Genomic DNA, 18,852 nt, shown 5'->3' on the forward strand with positions numbered 1-18,852 from the left:
CGGAATTCCCATGCCTCCACTTATTGAGGGGCATCAAAATTTTGTCATCCTACCAATTCCTGCCTTGCTTTCCTTGCAATTGTCTGCTCAAGATCACCTTATGTTCCAGAATTCGCCCAGTTGCTTCATCAGTGCCGTGTGGGATCGCCTCGTCGGCATGGTCTCCGATGCCGCCAGCAACGTGCTGTCCGGCGTGGTCGAGGCCGTGCGCACGCTGTTCGAAGGGGACCCGGAAACACGCAGGCAGGTCGCCTTCTCGGTGGCGCTGATCGCGCTTTCCGCCAAGATGGCGAAGGCGGACGGCATCGTGACGACCGCTGAGGTCGACGCCTTCAAGGACATCTTCAAGTATCCCGACAACCAGGCGGCCAATGTCGCCCGGCTCTACAACCTCGCGCGCCAGGACGTCGCCGGCTACGAGGCCTATGCGGAGAAGATGAAGGCGCTCTGTGTCTCCTGCGAGAAGAACTGCCCGATCCTGGAGGATATCGTCGACGGCCTGTTCCATATCGCCAAGGCGGACGGGCTGATCCACGAGAACGAGATGGCCTTCCTCGGCCGCGTCGCCGAGATCTTCGGCATGGCGGAGGAGCGCTTCGAGCAGATCACCGCGCGGCATGTCCATGTCAGCGGGCGCGATCCCTACAAGGTGCTGGGCGTCAAGCCGAGCGACGACTTTGCGGAGATTCGCAAGCGGTATCGTGTGCTTGCCTCGGAGAACCATCCTGATAGGCTGGTGGCGCGTGGCGTGCCGGCCGAGTTCCATCAGATCGCGAACGACCGCATGGCCGCGCTCAACGCTGCCTATGAGGCGATCGAGAAGGAACGCTGCGCTGCATGAGCGCATTCAACTGTGACTATGCATTTCACTGCGATTATCCTGGCGCGACCGCCGCGCCGTCGCCGAATTTCGGCGAGCGGGCGGGCGGGCGCACGCCTGATATCATCCTCCTGCATTATACCGGCATGGAAACGGCGGACGGCGCGCTGAAATGGCTCTGCGCGCCCGAAAGCCAGGTCTCCTGTCACTACTTCGTGCACGAGGACGGGCGCGTGGAGCAGCTCGTGCGCGAGGCCGACCGCGCCTGGCACGCGGGAAAGAGCTTCTGGAAGGGCGAGACCGACATCAACTCGGCCTCGATCGGCATCGAGATCGCCAATGCCGGCCATCCCGGCGGGCTGCCGGATTTTCCGGAAAAGCAGATCGCGGCGGTCGTCGAACTGTGTCGCGATTGTGGCGAGAGGTGGCAGATCGCGCCCGAACGGGTCCTCGCGCACTCCGATGTGGCCCCCGTTCGCAAGGTCGATCCGGGTGAAAAATTCCCCTGGGGGCGCCTCCATGCCGGGGGCGTCGGGCACTGGGTGGCGCCGGCGCCGATCGCCGGCGGGCGCTTCTTCCAGAAGGGGGACGCCGGCCAGCCGGTGGAAGCCCTGCAGACCATGCTGTCGCTCTATGGCTATGGCATTGAAACCGATGGGGTTTATTCGGAGAAGACGGAAGGTGCGGTCGCCGCTTTCCAGCGCCATTTCCGGCCCGGGCGGGTCGACGGCATCGCCGATTTCTCGACCATCGACACGCTGCACCGGCTGCTCTCCACGCTGCCGCGCCTGGCCGCCTGACAGCCTATCCGAATATTCGAATATTACGGTCTGTAACAGAAGTTTACCGTTTCGCCACATCCTGACCCGATTGGCCATGTCTCTTCCGGCTGCGTTCGTTGCAGCGCAGCATGCGGTCAGGGCCTGACCGCGATCAACGAGGATCGAGACGTTTGCGCGGGCTGCGCGGCTTGAGATGCCGCGCGCCGAGGCTGTGCCTTTGCGCCTTTTGGAGACGATGACTAGATGAGAAGACTTCTTGCCGCCTTCAGCGCGGCCTGCTTTTGTGTGTCCGTTCTTTCCGCCGCCACGGCATATGCCGAACCCTCCCGGGGGCCGGCCAAGAAACAGTATCTGTTCCAGACCTCCGAGAAACAGGAGGCCGCCGGTAAGGAAAAGCCGCGCAAGGTTTCCGGCAAGCGCAGCAACAAGCGCAAGACCGTCATCGACAAGGACGGCGTGGTCGTCGGCAAGCTGAAGACCTACAAGAGCACGACCGGCTATCCCAAGGCGGAGAACCCGCTTTCGGCGGAGCGCAAGACGGCCGGCTATTCCGGCCTGATCCAGACCTATGCCCGGGCCTATGGCGTGCCGGTCGACCTTGCCCATGCGGTGGTGCGCGTCGAGAGCAACTTCAACCCGCGGGCCCGCGGCAGCGCCGGCGAGATCGGCCTGATGCAGATCAAGCCGACGACGGCCCGCATGATGGGCTATCGCGGCAGCGCCAAGGGCCTCTACGATCCCGAGACCAACATCAAGTTCGGCATGAAGTATCTCGCCGTGGCCCACGACCTTTCCGGCGGCACGACCTGCGGCACGATCCTGCGCTACAATGCCGGCCACGGCGCCAAGCGCATGAACCCGGTCTCCAAGCGCTATTGCGGCAAGGTGCAGAGCATCATCGACTGACTGCCGCAGCGTTTCGCGGGCTGGAATCGGCCCGCGGCCATGCTATGCCATCGGTGAAAAGCGAGGGTAGGGCATGGATCGACATTTCGATTTCGTCGTCGTGGGCAGGGGCATGATGGGGGCGGCGGCGGCGCGCCACCTCGCCGCAACGGGCGCCTCAGTGGCGCTCGTCGGACGGGGAGAACCGGCCGACTGGCAGAAGCACGACGGCGTCTTCGCCAGCCACTACGACAGCGGCCGCATCACCCGCACCATCGACCCGGATCCCGACTGGGCGCTGCTCGCCAGGCGGTCGATCGCCCGCTACCGCGCCATCGAGGCCGAGAGCGGCATCGACTTCTACGGCGAGACGGGCTGCCTGATCAGCGGCCCCGCTGGCGGCGACGTCCTCGGTGCCGTGCAGGCGGTGGCGCAGCGTAATGCGCTGGAGGCGCCGCTCTTCGACCGGGCGGCGCTCAGGGCGCGGTTCCCCTGGTTCGCCCTGCCGGAAAACGCGGCCGGCGTGTTCGAGGCGAGGGGAGCCGGCTATATCGACCCGCGCAAGCTCGTCGCCGCGCAGGTCGCCTGCCTGGAAAAGGCCGGCGGCGTTTCCATCCTCGACGATGCCCTTTCGGTGACGGATGCCGGCGACCGCGCCACGGTGGCGCTGAAGTCGGGCGGGGCGGTCACCGGCGGGCGCGTGCTGGTGGCGACCGGCGGCTTCTCCCGCGCGCCGGGGCTGTTGCCCAAGGTGCCGGCGCTCGTCGTCAAGGCGCGCACCGTGGTGCTGGCGCAGCTTTCGCCCGAGCAGGCCGAGGCTTATCGCGCCATGCCGTCCTGGATCGACGAGAGTGCCGACCCGGCCGACCATTTCTACTTCCTGCCGCCGATCGTCTATCCGGACGGCCATTCCTATCTCAAGATCGGCGGCGACCCGACGGAGGTCGCGATCGAGGAGGAGCAGGCGATTTTCGACTGGTTCCGCGGCGAGGGGCGGCCGGAGGCGATCGTGCACCTGAAGCGCCTGCTTGCGCGGTCCATTCCCGATCTCGATCCGGTGCGTCTTGTCTCGGCGCCCTGCGTCACGACCTATACGGTGCACGGCTATCCCTATGCCGGCTTCGTGGAGGGTGATCGTATCGCGCTCCTGACCGGCGGCAACGGGGCGGCGGCGAAGAGTTCCGACGAGATCGGCCGCATCGGCGCGGACCTGGTGATTCGCGGAAAGCTGGACGAACCGGACTACACGACGGATTTCGCCGTTCATTTCCGCTAAGGCACTGGTCTTTCCTCTCGCTATCGGCTAGTCAGCGCCTGCCAGTTGGCTGGGCAGCCGCGCCTTGCAAGGGTCGAAAGGCCGCAGGGGGAGGAAAGTCCGGGCTCCACGGAAACACGGTGCCGGATAACGTCCGGCGGGGGCGACCCCAGGGAAAGTGCCACAGAAAGCAAACCGCCTTCCTCGGAAGGTAAGGGTGAAAGGGTGGGGTAAGAGCCCACCGCGGCCATGGCGACATGGTCGGCACGGTAAACCCCACCGGGAGCAAAACCGAATAGGGATGACGCGGGTCGCGCAAGCGGCCCAGCCCGTTTCCGGGCCGGTCATCCGGGTGGGTTGCAAGAGGCCGGGCGCAAGTCCGGTCCCAGATGAATGGCTGCCACGTTCCGGCGAAAGCCGGAGCCATACAGAACCCGGCTTACAGGCCAACTGGCAAAAATCTCCTTCCGCGGAATGTTTTTTTAAGATGTGCTAATGCGCTGAAATCCTTGGGGTTCGCGCATGCCTTGCGGCGCCTGCAACCGTGCGCGCCGCCCTTCGCGCGCCGTGCAAATACAAGGCGTTGGCAGGGCTTTCCTAACCATTTGTTAAACTTAACGCCTTATAAACATTTGACGGTCTCATCACGGGGAACGAGGTCACTTCCCATTGACGCCCATATGGTCCCATGATATCCCAAACTCACATCGCACGAGGACGCATGAGCGTCCGATCATCGCAAAGCTTTGAGGCTAACCGGCTGGGGACGGCGCGGCGCTTGGGCGCCGCATCCGGGCTGGCTTGCGTGTGCGGTGTTGTGTTGGGTGAGCCGGGGCGGATGCACAGCGCCATGGCTCGGGAAGCGGCTGTATCGCGTCATGAACCGGTTCCTGTCGAATGCGACAAACAGGATCGATGCCAAGGGACGGGTTTCCGTTCCGTCGGCCTTTCGCTCCGTCCTGTCGCAGCGCGACATCCGGGAGCTGTACTGCTTCCAGGATTTCATGTTTCCGGCGATCAGCGTCGGTGGGCTGGATTTGCTCGATCGTTTCGAGCGCCAGATCGCCAGCGAGGATGTTCTTTCGCCGCAAGCCAACCGGATGTCGCTCCTGGTCCACGGGGGCGGGGTCTTCATGAAGCTCGATTCGGAGGGGCGCCTGCCGGTCACGGATTTCATCCGGGACTATACGGGCATCGCCGCGGAGGTGACCTTTGTCGGTCGGGCGGATCATTTTCAGCTCTGGGCGCCGCAGACATTCTTAGCCACGCAGGCGGCCGCCCGGGAAGAGTTCAGGACGCGAGGTCTGGGCTCGGGGTAAGACGGAGAATCGGAATGGCGGCGGATCTTGGCGGAGGTTTTTCTGATGCCGATGACGGACCGGTCCGTCACATTCCGGTTCTTCTCTCCGAGGTCCTCGCGGCGCTCTCGCCCAAGCCCGGCCAGGTCATCCTTGACGGCACGTTCGGCGCCGGCGGCTACACGTCCGCGATCCTCGATGCGGGGGCAGACGTCATCGCGCTCGACCGCGATCCCAACGCCATTGCCGGCGGCAAGGCGCTTGTCGAGGCGTCCGGCGGCCGGCTGACCCTCATCCATTCGCGCTTTTCCGAGCTTGCGGAACATGCGCCCGCGGGCGGGCTCGACGGCGTCGTGCTCGATATCGGCGTTTCCTCCATGCAGATCGACGAGGCCGAGCGCGGCTTTTCGTTCCAGAAGAACGGCCCGCTCGACATGCGCATGTCCGCATCCGGCGTGTCGGCCGCCGACGTCGTCAACCGCGCCAAGGTCTCCGACCTCATCCGCATCTTCGGCTTCCTCGGCGAGGAGAAGCAGGCCGGCCGCATCGCCCGCGCCATCGAGAAGGCGCGCGAGAAGGAGCCCTTCACCACGACGCGCCAGCTCGCCAACCTCATCGAGCTGACGACGCCGCGCAAGGCCAAGGACAAGATACACCCGGCGACGCGCGTCTTCCAGGCGCTGCGCGTCTTCGTCAACGACGAACTCGGCGAACTCGCCGAAGCCCTGTTTTCCGCCGAGCGCGCATTGAAGCCGGGCGGGCGCCTCGTCGTCGTCTCCTTCCATTCGCTGGAAGACCGCATCGTCAAGAAATTCTTCCAGGATCGCGCCGGCAAGGCGTCGGGCTCCCGGCATCTGCCGGAAGTCCACGACCGGGCCGCAACCTTCGCACCAGTCGGGCGGCCTATGGTGGCGGCCAGCGACGAGGAGAGTGCGGTCAACCCGCGCGCCCGATCCGCGAAGCTGAGGGCGGGCGAGCGCACGGGCGCCCCCGCCGGGACGGATGATCTGTCCATTTTCAACCTGCCCAACCTTGCCGGCCTTGAGAAGATGGGAAGCTGAGTGATGTTTCGTACCCTTGATGTCGTGATGATCGCTGTCATGACCGCGGCAGCCACCGTCACCTATTCGATCAAGCACCAGGCCGAGAACAAGCAGGAAACGGTGCGCAAGCTCGATGCCGAGATCAAGCTGGAGGAGGACACGATCGACCTCCTGAAGGCCGACTGGGCGCTGCTCACACAGCCGAACCGCCTGAACCGCCTGGTGACGACCTTCGAGGCCGACCTGAAGCTCGTGCCGACCGAATCGACCCAGCTCGCCCAGCCGAACGAACTGCCCATGGCGACGGCCGAGCTGCCGGCGCTGGCGCCGGAGAAGGACGAGAAGATCGCCAAGAACAAGAAGAAGGCCGGGGACATGGACAAAATCCAAACCGGATCGGTGGCCAACTGATGTCGTTTCTCTCCCGCATCATGGACCTGAAGAGCAAGGCGCATTTCAACGCCGGCGGCAACAACAACCGCGCCGGCGGCAACGGCGGCCACGCCTTCGAGGGCACGCGCAAGCGCTCCGGCTCGCAGGCCCGCAGCCGCGTCGCCGTCATCATCTGCTGCTTCGGCATGGTCTATGCCGTCATCGGCGGCCGCCTCGTGCAGTACGGCATGGCCTCGCCCGAGACCGTGTCCTCGATCGGCCCGGCCGACCACCTGATGGCCTCGCGCCCCGACATCGTCGACCGCAACGGCGAGATCCTCGCCACCGACATCCGCACCGTCTCGCTCTATGCCGAGCCGCACAAGATCGTCGATGCGGACGAGGCGGTGGAAATGCTGGCGACCGTCATGCCGGACCTCGACCGGCGCGGCATCTACCGCAAGCTCACCTCGAAATCCCGTTTCCAGTGGCTGAAGCGCCAGCTGACGCCCAAGCAGCAGAGCCGCATCCTGGCGCTCGGCATTCCCGGCGTCGGCTTCCGGCCGGAAAAGCGCCGCTTCTATCCGGGCGGCGTCACCGCCTCGCACATCGTCGGCCATGTCAACATCGACAACCGCGGCATCGCCGGCATGGAGCGTTACATCGACAGCCAGGGCCTTGCCGACCTTGCCGCCATCGGCATGACGAGCGACGCCAAGCTGGAGCCGGTGCGCCTGTCCATCGACCTGCGCGTCCAGGCCATCGTGCGCGAGGTCGTCGCGACGGGCATGGAGAAGTACAAGGCGCTCGCGGCCGGCGCCGTCGTGATGGACGTGCATACCGGCGAGATCCTCGCCATGGCTTCCGTGCCGGACTACGATCCCAACAATCCGGCCGAGGGCGCCAAGGACGGCTGGCTGAACCGCATGTCGAACGGCACGTTCGAGATGGGCTCAACCTTCAAGAGCTTCACGACGGCGATGGCGCTCGATTCGGGCAAGGTGAAGATCACCGACAGTTTCGACGCCCGTGCGCCGATCCGCATCGGCGGCTTCACCATCAAGGATTTCCACGGCAAGCACCGCGTGCTGACCGTGCCGGAGATCTTCCAGTATTCCTCCAATATCGGCACGGCCAAGATGGCCGACGTCGTCGGCATCGCCGGCCACAAGGAGTTTTTGACGCGGCTCGGCCTCCTGACGCGGCTCGACACGGAACTGCCGGAGGTGAAGACCCCGACGCAGCCGCGCGAATGGAAGAAGATCAACTCGATCACCATTTCCTTCGGCCACGGCGTCTCCACGACGCCGCTGCAGACGGCGGTGGCCGCGGCGGCGCTGATGAACGGCGGCCTGCTGATCAACCCGACCTTCCTGCCGCGCACGGCGGAGGAGGCGAACGAGGTGGCCAGGGTCGTCATCAAGCCGGAGACCGGCGACAAGATGCGCTACCTCTTCAAGCTCAACGCGAACGACGGTTCGGGCCGCCGCGCGCTCGTTCCCGGCTTCAATGTCGGCGGCAAGACGGGTACGGCCAACAAGGTCGTCAACGGCCGCTATTCCAACACCCAGAACTTCAACGCCTTCCTCTCCGCCTTCCCGATCGACGATCCGAAATATGTCGTGCTCACCTTCATCGACGCGCCGCAGACGGGCGAGGGCGGCGGCCGCACCGCGGGCCTCAACGCCGCGCCGATGGTCGGCGAGATCATCCGCCGCTCGGCCGCTCTTCTCGGTGTGAAGCCGAAATTCGGCGAGGACGGGTCTGCCTTGCTTGTGTCTTATTGAATGGAGAAGACAGGACGCCGATTCGAACCGATACGGCTTCCACTGGAAAGCAACAGAGCGGACAATGAAGATCAGTGACCTTGCCGGACCCGAAACCAACGACCTTTCCGCCGCAGCCGGTATAGACATCGCCGGCATCGCCAGCGACAGCCGGAAGGTCAAGCCGGGCGATCTCTTCGTCGCGCTCTCCGGCTCGAAGGCCGACGGCAGCGCCTTCATCGCCGATGCGGTCGCCCGCGGTGCCGCCGCCATCGCCGTTGCCGCCGGCAGCATGGCGAAGGCCGCCGTCCCGGTCATTCCCGTCGCCGAGCCGCGCCGCTTCCTCGCGCTTGCCGCCGCCAGGTTCTACGGCCGCCAGCCGCAGACCATGGTCGCCGTCACGGGCACGGCCGGAAAGACCTCCGTCGCCTCCTTCACCCGCCAGATCTGGGCCCATGCCGGCCATGCGGCCGCGATGATCGGCACGACCGGCGTCGTCGCGCCCGGCCGCAACGACTACGGCTCGCTGACGACGCCCGATCCGGTGTCGCTGCACGAATTGCTCGCCGAGCTTGCCGATGCCGGCGTCACCCATGCCGCGATGGAGGCCTCCAGCCACGGCCTCGACCAGGCGCGGCTCGACGGCGTCAGGCTTTCCGCCGCCGCCTTCACCAATCTCGGCCGCGACCATATGGATTACCATCCGACGGTCGAGCACTACATGGCCTCCAAGATGCGCCTGTTCGACACGCTGCTCGCCAGGGGCGCGCCCGCCGTCGTCTATGCCGACGACGCATGGTCGGCCGCGGCGATCGAGGCGGCGCGGAAGGCCGGGCTCGACGTGCGCACGGTCGGCCGCAAGGGCGATTATCTCGCCTTGAAGCGCGTCGAGCATTTCCGCCACAAGCAGACCGCCGAGATCCATGTCGGCGACGATATCTATGAGGTGCACATTCCGCTCGCCGGCGATTTCCAGGTGGCGAACGCGCTCGTGGCCGCCGGCCTTGCCATGTCGACCGGCGTTCCCGCCGCAACCGCCATGGCCGCGCTCGAAAAGCTGATCGGCGCCTCCGGCCGCCTCGAACTGGTGGGCCATGCGAAGAACGGCGCGCTCGCCTATGTCGACTATGCCCACAAGCCGGATGCCTTGGAGAACGTCTTGACCTCCGTGCGCCCCTTCACGACGGGCCGCGTCATCGTGGTCTTCGGCTGCGGCGGCGACCGCGACAAGGGCAAGCGGCCGATCATGGGCGAGATCGCCACGCGCCTTGCCGACGTGGTGGTCGTCACCGACGACAATCCGCGCTCGGAAGTGCCCGACGTCATCCGCGCGGAGATCATGGCCGCGGCGAAGGGCGCGACCGAGATCGGCGACCGCGCCGAGGCGATCCGCAGCGCCGTCCGCATGCTGCAGCCCGGCGATACGCTGATCGTCGCCGGCAAGGGGCACGAGGAGGGGCAGACCGTCGGCACCGTGACGCTGCCGTTCTCCGACCATGCGGAATTGCTGAAGGCTCTGGAGGAGCTCGACCGGTGAAATGGCTCTGGACCACGCCTGACCTCGTCGCCGCGCTGCACGGCCGTCCCATCGGCAACCTGCCGCAGGGCGTCACCGGCATTTCCATCGACAGCCGCAACATCGCGCCGGGCGAAGCCTTCTTCGCCATCAAGGGCGACCGCGTCGACGGCCATGATTTCGCGAGCTTCGCGGTCGCCAACGGCGCGGCGCTGCTCGTCGTCAGCGAGGGCAAGCTGCCGGCGCTGGGCCGGCTCGTCACGCCGATGATCGTGGTGCAGGACGTGCTCCAGGCGCTCGTCGACCTCGGCTGCGCGGCGCGCGACCGCACGGCCGCCCGCATCATCGCCGTCACCGGCTCCGTCGGCAAGACGACGACGAAGGAGATGCTGCGTCAGGCGCTCGGCCCCTCCGGCAGCGTGCATGCCTCCGTCGCCTCCTTCAACAACCATTGGGGCGTGCCGCTGACGCTCGCCCGCATGCCCGAGACCACCGACTACGGCGTCTTCGAGATCGGCATGAACCATCCGGGCGAGATCCGCCCGCTGGTCGCCATGGTGCGCCCGCATGTGGCGATGGTCACGACGATCGCGCCGGCCCATCTGGGCAATTTCCGCGATCTGGAAGAGATCGCCGCGGCGAAGGCGGAGATCTTCGAGGGCGTTGTGCCGGGCGGCCATGTCCTTCTCAACCGCGACAACGAGCAGTTCGCCTTCCTGGAAAAGGCGGCAAAGGCGGCGGGCGTCTCGCATATCCACGGTTTCGGCGCCGATCCCGAGGCGGAGTTCCGCCTGCTCGATTTCATGCCGAGCGCCGAGGGCGGGCTGTTGCGCGCGGCGGTCGGCGGCCAGACGCTGGAAGTGCCGATGGGCGCGCCCGGCCGGCACATCGCCGAAAACGCGGTCGCCGTGCTCGGTGCGGTGCACCTTGCCGGCGGCGATATCGAGAAGGCGATGGCCGGGCTTGCCGCCATGCAGGCCGAGAAGGGCCGGGGCCGGCGCTACCGGCTCGCCAAGGACGGCGGCTGGTTCACGCTGATCGACGAGAGCTACAACGCCAACCCGGCCTCGATGCGCGCGGCGATCGCGCTCCTGCGCGATGCCGAACCGCACGGCCGGGGCCGGCGCATCGCCGTGCTCGGCGACATGCTGGAAATGGGCGAGCATTCGCCTCTCGTCCATGCCGGCCTTGCCGAACCGCTTCTCGAAGCGGGCATCGGCGACGTCTGGCTCGGCGGGCCGGACATGGCGGCGTTGCGGGATGTGCTGCCGGAGGGCGTTTCGACCGAATATCGCGACACGGCGGATGCGCTTGCCGCCCACGCGCTCGATGCGGTGCGCCCGGGCGACGTTCTGGTCGTGAAATCGTCGAAAGGCACGGGATTCAGCCGTATCGTGGCGGCCCTGCTTGACAAATATCCGGCGTTCTTCGAGAGGGAACGCGAGCTTTGAGGGAGGTTCGGCCGGGCAGACGCCCGCCGGGCCTTCTTTTTTATGGAATCGACATCTCCGTCTGCGGTCGGTCACGCCGTGGATGACTTGGGGAACCTTTTGGGGAAAGGGTGACAATGCTGCTTTGGCTCGTCGAACTGGCTGACACCGTGCAGGTGTTCAACCTGTTCCGCTACATTACCTTCCGGACGGGCGCTGCGCTGTTCACCTCGGCCACCATCGTCTTCCTCTTCGGACCGATGATCATCGCCTCCCTGCGCATCCGTCAGGGCAAGGGCCAGCCGATCCGCGCCGACGGGCCGCAGACGCACTTCAAGAAGGCCGGCACGCCCACCATGGGCGGCCTGATGATCCTCGCCGGCATCGTCGGCAGCGCGCTGCTCTGGGCCGACCTGTCCAACGTCTACGTGGTCGCCACGCTGCTCGTCACCCTCGGCTTCGGCGCGATCGGCTTCTACGACGACTACCTCAAGGTGACGAAACAGACCGACAAGGGCTTTTCGGGGAAAGCCCGCCTCGGCCTCGAATTCATCATCGCGGGCGCGGCGACCTATTTCATGATGCGGGCCTCGCTCGCGACGGGCGCCGCCGGTTCGACCTTCGGCTCGTCCATCGCCTTCCCCTTCGCCAAGGACTTCATGATCAACCTCGGCCTCTTCTTCGTGCTGTTCGGCGGCTTCGTCATTGTGGCGGCCGGCAATGCGGTGAACCTGACGGATGGTCTCGACGGCCTTGCCACGGTCCCGGTGATGATCTCCGCCGCCTCCTTCGGCGTCATCGCCTATCTCGCCGGCAACGCGGTCTTCGCGAACTACCTGCAGATCCATTTCGTGCCCGGTACGGGCGAGCTTGCCGTCGTGCTCGGCGCGGTCATCGGCGCGGGCCTTGGCTTCCTGTGGTTCAACGCGCCGCCGGCCGCCATCTTCATGGGCGACACCGGTTCGCTGGCGCTCGGCGGCCTCATCGGCACCGTCGCTGTCGCCACCAAGCACGAGATCGTCATGGCCATCATCGGCGGCCTCTTCGTCATGGAGACGCTGTCGGTCATCATCCAGGTCGCCTCCTTCAAGCTGACGGGCAAGCGCGTCTTCCTGATGGCGCCGATCCATCACCATTTCGAGAAGAAGGGCTGGACGGAAAGCCAGGTCGTCGTGCGCTTCTGGATCATCGCCGTCGTGCTGGCGCTGGTCGGCCTTTCCACGCTCAAGCTGCGGTGAAGAGGCCATGATCCCCGTCACCACCTTCAAGGGAAAGACGGTCGCGCTCTTCGGGCTCGGCGGCTCCGGCCTTGCGACGGCGCTGACGCTTGCCGCGGGCGGCGCAGACGTCATCGCCTGGGACGACAGCGCGGCGAGCGTCGAGAACGCGTCCTCCGCCGGCATCCGGACGGGCGACCTGCGCACGCTCGACTGGAAGGCCGTGGACGCGCTGGTGCTTTCGCCCGGCGTGCCGCTCACCCATCCCAAACCCCACTGGAGCGCGGAGCTTGCCCGCGCCGCAGGCGTCGAGATCATCGGCGACGTCGAGCTTTTCGCGCGCGAGCGCCGGGCGCATGCGCCCGATTGCCCCTTCGTCGCCATCACCGGCACGAACGGCAAGTCGACCACGACGGCGATGATCGCCCATATCCTGAAATCGAGCGGGCGCGACACCCAGCTCGGCGGCAATATCGGCACCGCGGTGCTGACGCTCGATCCGCCGAAGGCCGGGCGCTTCTACGTGGTCGAGTGCTCCTCCTACCAGATCGACCTGGCGCCGACGCTGGACCCGTCCGCCGGCATCCTCATCAACCTGACGCCGGACCATCTCGACCGCCACGGCTCGATGCAGCACTATGCCGACGTCAAGGAACGCCTCGTCGCCGCCAGCCGGACAGCCATCGTCGGCGTCGACGACAGTCATTGCACGATGATCGCCGACCGTATCGAACGGGCCGGCACCAGGGTCGTGCGCATCTCCAAGCGCCATGTGCTGGCAGACGGCATCTATGCCGACGGCGCGCGGCTCGTCCTGGCGCAAAGCGGGGCGACCCGCGTGATAGCGGACCTTTCGCCGATTCAGACCCTGCGCGGCGCGCACAATGCGCAGAACGCCGCCGCCGCCGTCGCGGCCTGCCTTGCGGTCGGCCTTGGCGAGGACGAGATCCGCGCTGGCCTTGCCTCCTTCCCGGGGCTGAAGCACCGCATGCAGCCGGTCGGTCGCAAGGGCGGGACGCTGTTCGTCAACGATTCCAAGGCGACGAATGCCGATGCGGCAGCACCCGCCCTGTCGAGCTTCGAGCGCATCTACTGGATCGCCGGCGGCGTGCCGAAGGAGGGCGGGATTTCGTCGCTCGCCGCCTTCTTCCCGAAGATCGCCAAGGCCTATCTCATCGGCGAGGCGGCGCCCGAATTCGCCGCGACGCTCGGCGCGGCCGTGCCTTTCGACCTGTCGGGCACGCTGGAGCGGGCGGTCCGGGACGCGGCGGCGGATGCCGAAAAGGATGGAAACGGCCCCGTCGCCGTTCTGCTTTCCCCGGCTTGCGCAAGCTTCGACCAGTACAAGAACTTTGAAGTCAGAGGCGATGCCTTCGTGAGACACGTTTCCGCACTGCCGGACGTGTCCATGCTGGTCGAGGTTTGAACGGGCGGAATTCCGGTGACGCGTGCGGCGGCGGGCGTTTTCTGAACTGCCAGAAACAGAGGAACGAGACATGGTTAGTCGTGCCGAACGTGGTGCATTGGCGGACTGGTTCTGGACGATAGACCGGTTCTTCCTGGCGGCCTTCATCCTGTTGATGGGGCTCGGTTTCATGCTGTCCTTCGCGGCAAGCCCGCCGGTTGCCGAGCGCCTGGGGCTCGACAGCTTCCACTTCGTCAAGCGCCATGCCGTGTTCCTGCTGCCGGCCATCGCCATCATGTTCGGCATCTCCTTCCTGTCGCCGCGCCAGGTGCGCCGGGCGGCGATGATCCTTCTCGTCGTCTCGCTTGCCGCCATGGTGCTGGCGCTGTTCTTCGGCGTCGAGGTCAAGGGTTCGCGGCGCTGGATCTCGATCGGCAACTTCTCCCTCCAGCCCTCGGAATTCATGAAGCCGGCCTTCGTCGTCATCTGCGCCTGGCTCTTCGCCGAGCATGCGCGCCAGCCGGAAATCCCCGGCAACCTCTTCGCCATCATCCTCTTCGGCATCGTCGCCGCGCTGCTCGTCGCCCAGCCGGACCTTGGCCAGACCATCCTGACGGCAGCCGTCTGGGGCGGCATGTTCTTCATGGCCGGCATGCCGTGGCTGTGGATCATCGTGCTCGGGGGCGCGGCCGTCGGCGGCCTTCTGACGGCCTACACGTTCCTGCCGCACGTCGCGGGCCGTATCGACAAGTTCCTGACCGGCGAGGGCGACACGTTCCAGATGGACACGGCGCGGGAGGCCATCATCCGCGGCGACTGGTTCGGCCAGGGGCCGGGCGAGGGCACCGTCAAGCGCATCATCCCCGACAGCCACACCGACTTCATCTTCTCCGTCGCGGCGGAGGAGTTCGGCATCCTGTTCTGCATGGTCATCGTCCTGATCTTCGCCTTCGTGGTGATGCGCGGCCTCAACCATGCCTTCAAGGAGCGCAACGATTTCACGCGCTTCGCCGTCGCCGGCCTCGTGCTGCAGATCGGCACGCAGTCGATGATCAATATCGGCGTGAACCTCGAACTTCTGCCTGCCAAGGGCATGACGCTGCCGCTGATCTCCTATGGCGGCTCGTCGATGATCGCCATCTGCGTGACGGCCGGCTTCGTCCTGGCCCTGACCCGCCACCGCCCGGAAAAGCGCGCCTCCGAGCGCAGCCTCTTCCGCGGCGGCATCATGACTCCGGCGGAGTGACGGGCGCGATGGCGCAAGCGGGAGATACCCCCCTTGAGGGGGAGATGCCCGGCAGGGCAGAGGGGGGTAATGCCTCCGCAACGCACAAGGCATGCACTCCATGAGCAAAGGCATCGTTCTTCTCGCCGCCGGGGGCACCGGCGGCCATCTCTTTCCCGCGGAGGCGCTGGCCCATGAGCTGAAGGCCGGCGGCTGGTCGGTGCATCTCGTCACCGACAGCCGCGCCGAGCGTTTCGCCGGAAAGTTCCCGGCCGACGAGATCCACGTCGTCCCCTCGGCGACGATCGGTTCGAAGAACCCGGTCAGCGTCGTGAAATCGCTCCTGACGCTGTGGAAGGGTATTCGCGTCGCGCGCAGGCTGATGGCGCGGCTCAGGCCGAAGGTGGTCGTCGGCTTCGGCGGCTATCCCACCGTGCCGCCGCTTCTTGCCGCGACGGGCATGGGCATCCCCTCGATGATCCACGAGCAGAACGCCGTTATGGGCCGCGCCAACAAGGCGCTGGCGAGCCGCGTGAAAGCCATTGCCGGCGGCTTCCTGCCGGAGACGGGCGGTTCCTATGCCGACAAGACGGTGACGACGGGCAATCCGGTCCGCCCCGCCGTGCTGGAGGCCGCGACGATCCCCTACCAGGCCTCGACGGACGGCGAGTTCCGCCTCGTCGTCTTCGGCGGCAGCCAGGGCGCACAGTTCTTCTCCAAGGCCATCCCCTCGGCGATCGCGGCCATGGAGCCGGCGGATCGGGCGCGGCTCAGGATCACCCAGCAGGCGCGGCCGGAAGACCGCGACGAGGTGGTGCGCACCTATTCGGAACTCGGCATTCCGGCCGACGTCTCGCCCTTCTTCACCGACATGGCCGCGCGCATCGGCAACGCGCATCTCGTCATCAGCCGCTCCGGCGCCTCGACGGTGTCGGAAGTCTCGGTCATCGGCCGTCCCGCCATCCTCGTGCCCTATCCCTATGCGCTTGATCACGACCAGGCGGCCAATGCCGCGGCGCTCGCTTCCGGCGGCGGGGCGAAGGTGATCGCCCAGGGAGAACTTTCGACGGAGCGCCTGGCGGGCATCGTTTCCAAGGCGATGCACGATCCGACCCGCATGACGGACATGGCCGCGAACGCCAGAAAGGCGGGCAAACCGGACGCCGCGCGCTTGCTCGCCTCGATGGTTGAGGCTATTGCGGGCGGCAGGACGATTGCGCAATTCAAGGGAGAACGGCCATGAAGATGCCGCAGAGCATAGGGCTCGTTCATTTCATCGGCATCGGCGGCATCGGCATGAGCGGCATCGCGGAGGTGCTGCACAATCTCGGCCACAAGGTGCAGGGCTCCGACCAGGCCGACAGCGCCAATGTGCAGCGCCTGCGCGACAAGGGCATCGAGGTCTTCGTCGGCCACAGGGCGGAAAACCTCGGCGAGGCCGAGGTGGTCGTCGTCTCCACCGCCATCAAGAAGAACAATCCAGAACTCGTCGCGGCGCGTGAAAAGCTGCTGCCGGTCGTGCGCCGGGCGGAAATGCTCGCCGAGCTGATGCGCTTCCGCAACGCGATCGCCATCGGCGGCACGCACGGCAAGACGACGACGACCTCGATGGTCGCCACGCTGCTGGAAGCCGGCGGCCTCGACCCGACCGTCATCAACGGCGGCATCATCAACGCCTACGGCACGAACGCCCGCATGGGCGAGGGCGAGTGGATGGTGGTGGAGGCGGACGAATCGGACGGCACCTTCCTGAAGCTGCCGGCGGATGTCGCCATCGTCACCAATATCGACCCCGAGCATCTCGACCATTACGGCAATTTCGACGCCGTGCGCGCGGCCTTCCGCCAGTTCGTCGAGAACGTGCCGTTCTACGGCTTCGGCGTCATGTGCCTCGATCATCCCGAGGTGCAGGCCATGGTCAGCCGCATCGAGGACCGCAAGGTCATCACCTATGGCGAGAACCCGCAGGCCGACGTGCGATTCGGCAATATCCGCATGGACGGCGCGACCTCCGTCTTCGACGTGGAGATCCGCCGCCGCCGCACCGGCCAGGTCATCGCGCTGAAGGACCTGCGCCTGCCGATGCCGGGCCGCCACAACGTTTCCAACGCGACCGCGGCCATCGCCGTCGCCCAGCGCCTCGGCATCACGCCGGAAGCGATCGCCCGGGGCCTTGCCGGCTTCGGCGGCGTCAAGCGTCGCTTCACGCTGACCGGCGGCTGGAACGGCGTCAACGTCTATGACGACTACGGCCACCATCCGGTCGAGATCAAGGCCGTGCTGCGCGCGGCGCGCGAGGCCTGTGCGGGCCGCGTCATCGCGGTTCACCAGCCGCACCGCTACAGCCGCGTCGCGAGCCTCTTCGAGGAGTTCGCCGGCTGCTTCAACGATGCCGACACGGTGATGATCGCGCCGATCTATGCGGCGGGCGAGGATCCGCTCGAAGGCGTCTCGGCGGAGGAGCTGGTCTCCCGCATCAAGTCCGCCGGCCACCGCGACGCGCGCTTCCTCGCCTCGCCGGAAGCCCTGGCGCCTCTCGTCGCCGGCATTGCAAAGCCCGGTGACTTTGTGGTTCTCTTGGGGGCTGGCAGTATCACGCATTGGGCGCAGGCGCTGCCGAAGGACTTGGCAGGCATTTCGGGGCAGGTGGCATGAAGCAGGTGGATGGTGCGAAACTTCTGGCGTCGTTGGGCGAGGGGATCAAGGAGGTCCGCGGTCGCCTGACGCCCGATGCGCCGATGGACCGCGTCACCTGGTTCCGCGCCGGCGGCCTTGCCGAGCTGATGTTCCATCCGCACGACGCCGAGGACCTCGCCACCTTCCTGAAGCTCGTGCCCGAGGACATGCCGGTCACCGTGACCGGCGTCGGCTCGAACCTCCTGGTGCGCGACGGCGGCATTCCGGGCGTCGTCATCCGCCTTTCGGCCAAGGGTTTCGGCGACGTCGAGCTGGTCGGCGAGAACCGCATCAAGGCCGGCGCGATCTGCCCGGACAAGAACATCGCCGCCATGGCACTCGATCACGGCATTGCCGGCTTCGAGTTCTACTACGGCATTCCGGGCTCCATCGGCGGCGCGCTGCGCATGAATGCCGGCGCCAACGGCGGCGAGACCAAGGACCTCGTCGTGGAGGTTCATGCGATCGACCGCAAGGGCAATCCGCATGTGCTGTCCCATGCCGACATGGGCTATGCCTACCGCCATTCGGCCGCGCCGGCCGACCTGATCTTCACCCATGCCATCTTCGAGGGCACGGCCGGCGACAAGGCCGATATCCGCGCGGAAATGGACGCCGTGCGCCAGCACCGCGAGACCGTGCAGCCGATCCGGGAGAAGACCGGCGGCTCGACCTTCAAGAACCCGGAAGGGCATTCGGCCTGGAAGCTGATCGACGAGGCGGGCTGCCGCGGCATGATGATCGGCGGCGCGCAGATGTCGCCGATGCACTGCAACTTCATGATCAACACGGGCCAGGCCACCGGCTACGAGCTGGAATATCTCGGCGAGACCGTGCGCAGCCGCGTGCTGGAGCATTCGGGCATCATGCTGCATTGGGAGATCAAGCGCCTCGGCAATTTCATGCCGGGCTACGAGGTCAAGGAATTCCTCGGCCGCGCGACGGCCTGATCCGCAAAACTCTTGCTGGGGGGGGGTGAGAAACTCCCGCTCCCCCACAGGCAAGTTCATCGAAACGAAACTGTGTTTACGTCGCGCCTCTGGCTGTTCTGGCTCGCCCCGACGCTCGGCGCCGGGCCGGATATTTCCGCTTTTCCGAATGGGAATTTGTGTGCTTGATTAGAAAGTGCGCAGACTTGATTCTTCATTCAGATTCCATTCAG

General features: G+C 66.2%; 16 protein-coding genes and 1 other RNA gene. All 17 read left to right on the top strand.

Annotation, left to right across the window (positions count from 1 at the left end; translation table 11 throughout):
- Positions 1–100: 100 nt before the first annotated feature.
- The 17 genes from AB3G45_RS13205 (at position 101) to murB (ending at position 18,640) form a co-directional block, all read left to right on the top strand.
- A complete protein-coding gene (locus AB3G45_RS13205; protein ID WP_367830997.1) occupies positions 101–841 on the top strand; it encodes a TerB family tellurite resistance protein in 741 nt (246 codons plus the stop codon).
- Positions 838–1,620, top strand: coding sequence for an N-acetylmuramoyl-L-alanine amidase (locus AB3G45_RS13210; protein ID WP_367830998.1), 783 nt, complete (start codon positions 838–840; stop codon positions 1,618–1,620). Before AB3G45_RS13205 ends, AB3G45_RS13210 begins: the two co-directional genes overlap by 4 nt.
- A gap of 225 nt (positions 1,621–1,845) precedes the next feature.
- The gene (locus tag AB3G45_RS13215; RefSeq protein WP_367830999.1) at positions 1,846–2,508 is read left to right on the top strand and encodes a lytic transglycosylase domain-containing protein; all 663 of its coding nucleotides are present in this window, start codon (positions 1,846–1,848) and stop codon (positions 2,506–2,508) included.
- Positions 2,509–2,581: 73 nt separating this feature from the next.
- Positions 2,582–3,763, top strand: a complete 1,182-nt coding sequence (locus AB3G45_RS13220) for an NAD(P)/FAD-dependent oxidoreductase (protein WP_367831000.1) — start codon at positions 2,582–2,584, stop codon at positions 3,761–3,763.
- 41 nt (positions 3,764–3,804) lie between these two features.
- An RNA gene (rnpB, locus tag AB3G45_RS13225) (RNase P RNA component class A) lies at positions 3,805–4,200 on the top strand.
- 420 nt (positions 4,201–4,620) lie between these two features.
- Positions 4,621–5,061 (top strand): division/cell wall cluster transcriptional repressor MraZ, encoded by a 441-nt coding sequence (gene mraZ, locus AB3G45_RS13230; protein ID WP_367831001.1) that lies wholly within the window; start codon positions 4,621–4,623, stop codon positions 5,059–5,061.
- Between the two features lie 14 nt (positions 5,062–5,075).
- Positions 5,076–6,101 (top strand): 16S rRNA (cytosine(1402)-N(4))-methyltransferase RsmH, encoded by a 1,026-nt coding sequence (rsmH, locus tag AB3G45_RS13235; protein ID WP_367831002.1) that lies wholly within the window; start codon positions 5,076–5,078, stop codon positions 6,099–6,101.
- Between the two features lie 3 nt (positions 6,102–6,104).
- Positions 6,105–6,494, top strand: coding sequence for a hypothetical protein (locus AB3G45_RS13240; protein ID WP_367831003.1), 390 nt, complete (start codon positions 6,105–6,107; stop codon positions 6,492–6,494).
- Positions 6,494–8,242: a peptidoglycan D,D-transpeptidase FtsI family protein gene (locus AB3G45_RS13245; protein WP_367831004.1), complete on the top strand. Its 1,749-nt coding sequence runs from the start codon at positions 6,494–6,496 to the stop codon at positions 8,240–8,242. Before AB3G45_RS13240 ends, AB3G45_RS13245 begins: the two co-directional genes overlap by 1 nt.
- Before the next feature lie 64 nt (positions 8,243–8,306).
- Positions 8,307–9,758: a UDP-N-acetylmuramoyl-L-alanyl-D-glutamate--2,6-diaminopimelate ligase gene (locus AB3G45_RS13250; protein ID WP_367831005.1), complete on the top strand. Its 1,452-nt coding sequence runs from the start codon at positions 8,307–8,309 to the stop codon at positions 9,756–9,758.
- Entirely contained in the window at positions 9,755–11,188 is a 1,434-nt protein-coding gene (locus AB3G45_RS13255; RefSeq protein WP_367831006.1) for a UDP-N-acetylmuramoylalanyl-D-glutamyl-2,6-diaminopimelate--D-alanyl-D-alanine ligase, read from the top strand. Before AB3G45_RS13250 ends, AB3G45_RS13255 begins: the two co-directional genes overlap by 4 nt.
- 116 nt (positions 11,189–11,304) lie before the next feature.
- Positions 11,305–12,405: a phospho-N-acetylmuramoyl-pentapeptide-transferase gene (gene mraY / locus AB3G45_RS13260; protein ID WP_367831007.1), complete on the top strand. Its 1,101-nt coding sequence runs from the start codon at positions 11,305–11,307 to the stop codon at positions 12,403–12,405.
- 7 nt (positions 12,406–12,412) lie between these two features.
- Positions 12,413–13,810, top strand: a complete 1,398-nt coding sequence (murD, locus tag AB3G45_RS13265) for a UDP-N-acetylmuramoyl-L-alanine--D-glutamate ligase (protein ID WP_367831008.1) — start codon at positions 12,413–12,415, stop codon at positions 13,808–13,810.
- 70 nt (positions 13,811–13,880) lie between these two features.
- Positions 13,881–15,035 carry a putative lipid II flippase FtsW gene (gene ftsW / locus AB3G45_RS13270; protein ID WP_367831009.1) on the top strand — a complete coding sequence of 385 codons (1,155 nt, stop codon included), beginning with the start codon at positions 13,881–13,883 and terminating at the stop codon, positions 15,033–15,035.
- A gap of 100 nt (positions 15,036–15,135) precedes the next feature.
- The gene (gene murG / locus AB3G45_RS13275; protein WP_367831010.1) at positions 15,136–16,257 is read left to right on the top strand and encodes an undecaprenyldiphospho-muramoylpentapeptide beta-N-acetylglucosaminyltransferase; all 1,122 of its coding nucleotides are present in this window, start codon (positions 15,136–15,138) and stop codon (positions 16,255–16,257) included.
- A complete protein-coding gene (murC, locus tag AB3G45_RS13280) occupies positions 16,254–17,669 on the top strand; it encodes a UDP-N-acetylmuramate--L-alanine ligase (protein ID WP_367831011.1) in 1,416 nt (471 codons plus the stop codon). The genes murG and murC overlap by 4 nt, the downstream gene beginning before the upstream one ends.
- The gene (murB, locus tag AB3G45_RS13285; RefSeq protein ID WP_367831012.1) at positions 17,666–18,640 is read left to right on the top strand and encodes a UDP-N-acetylmuramate dehydrogenase; all 975 of its coding nucleotides are present in this window, start codon (positions 17,666–17,668) and stop codon (positions 18,638–18,640) included. The genes murC and murB overlap by 4 nt, the downstream gene beginning before the upstream one ends.
- The last annotated feature ends 212 nt before the right edge of the window (positions 18,641–18,852 follow it).

Origin of the sequence: Shinella sp. S4-D37, assembly GCF_040812195.1 — a bacterium.
Taxonomy (GTDB): Bacteria; Pseudomonadota; Alphaproteobacteria; order Rhizobiales; family Rhizobiaceae; genus Shinella.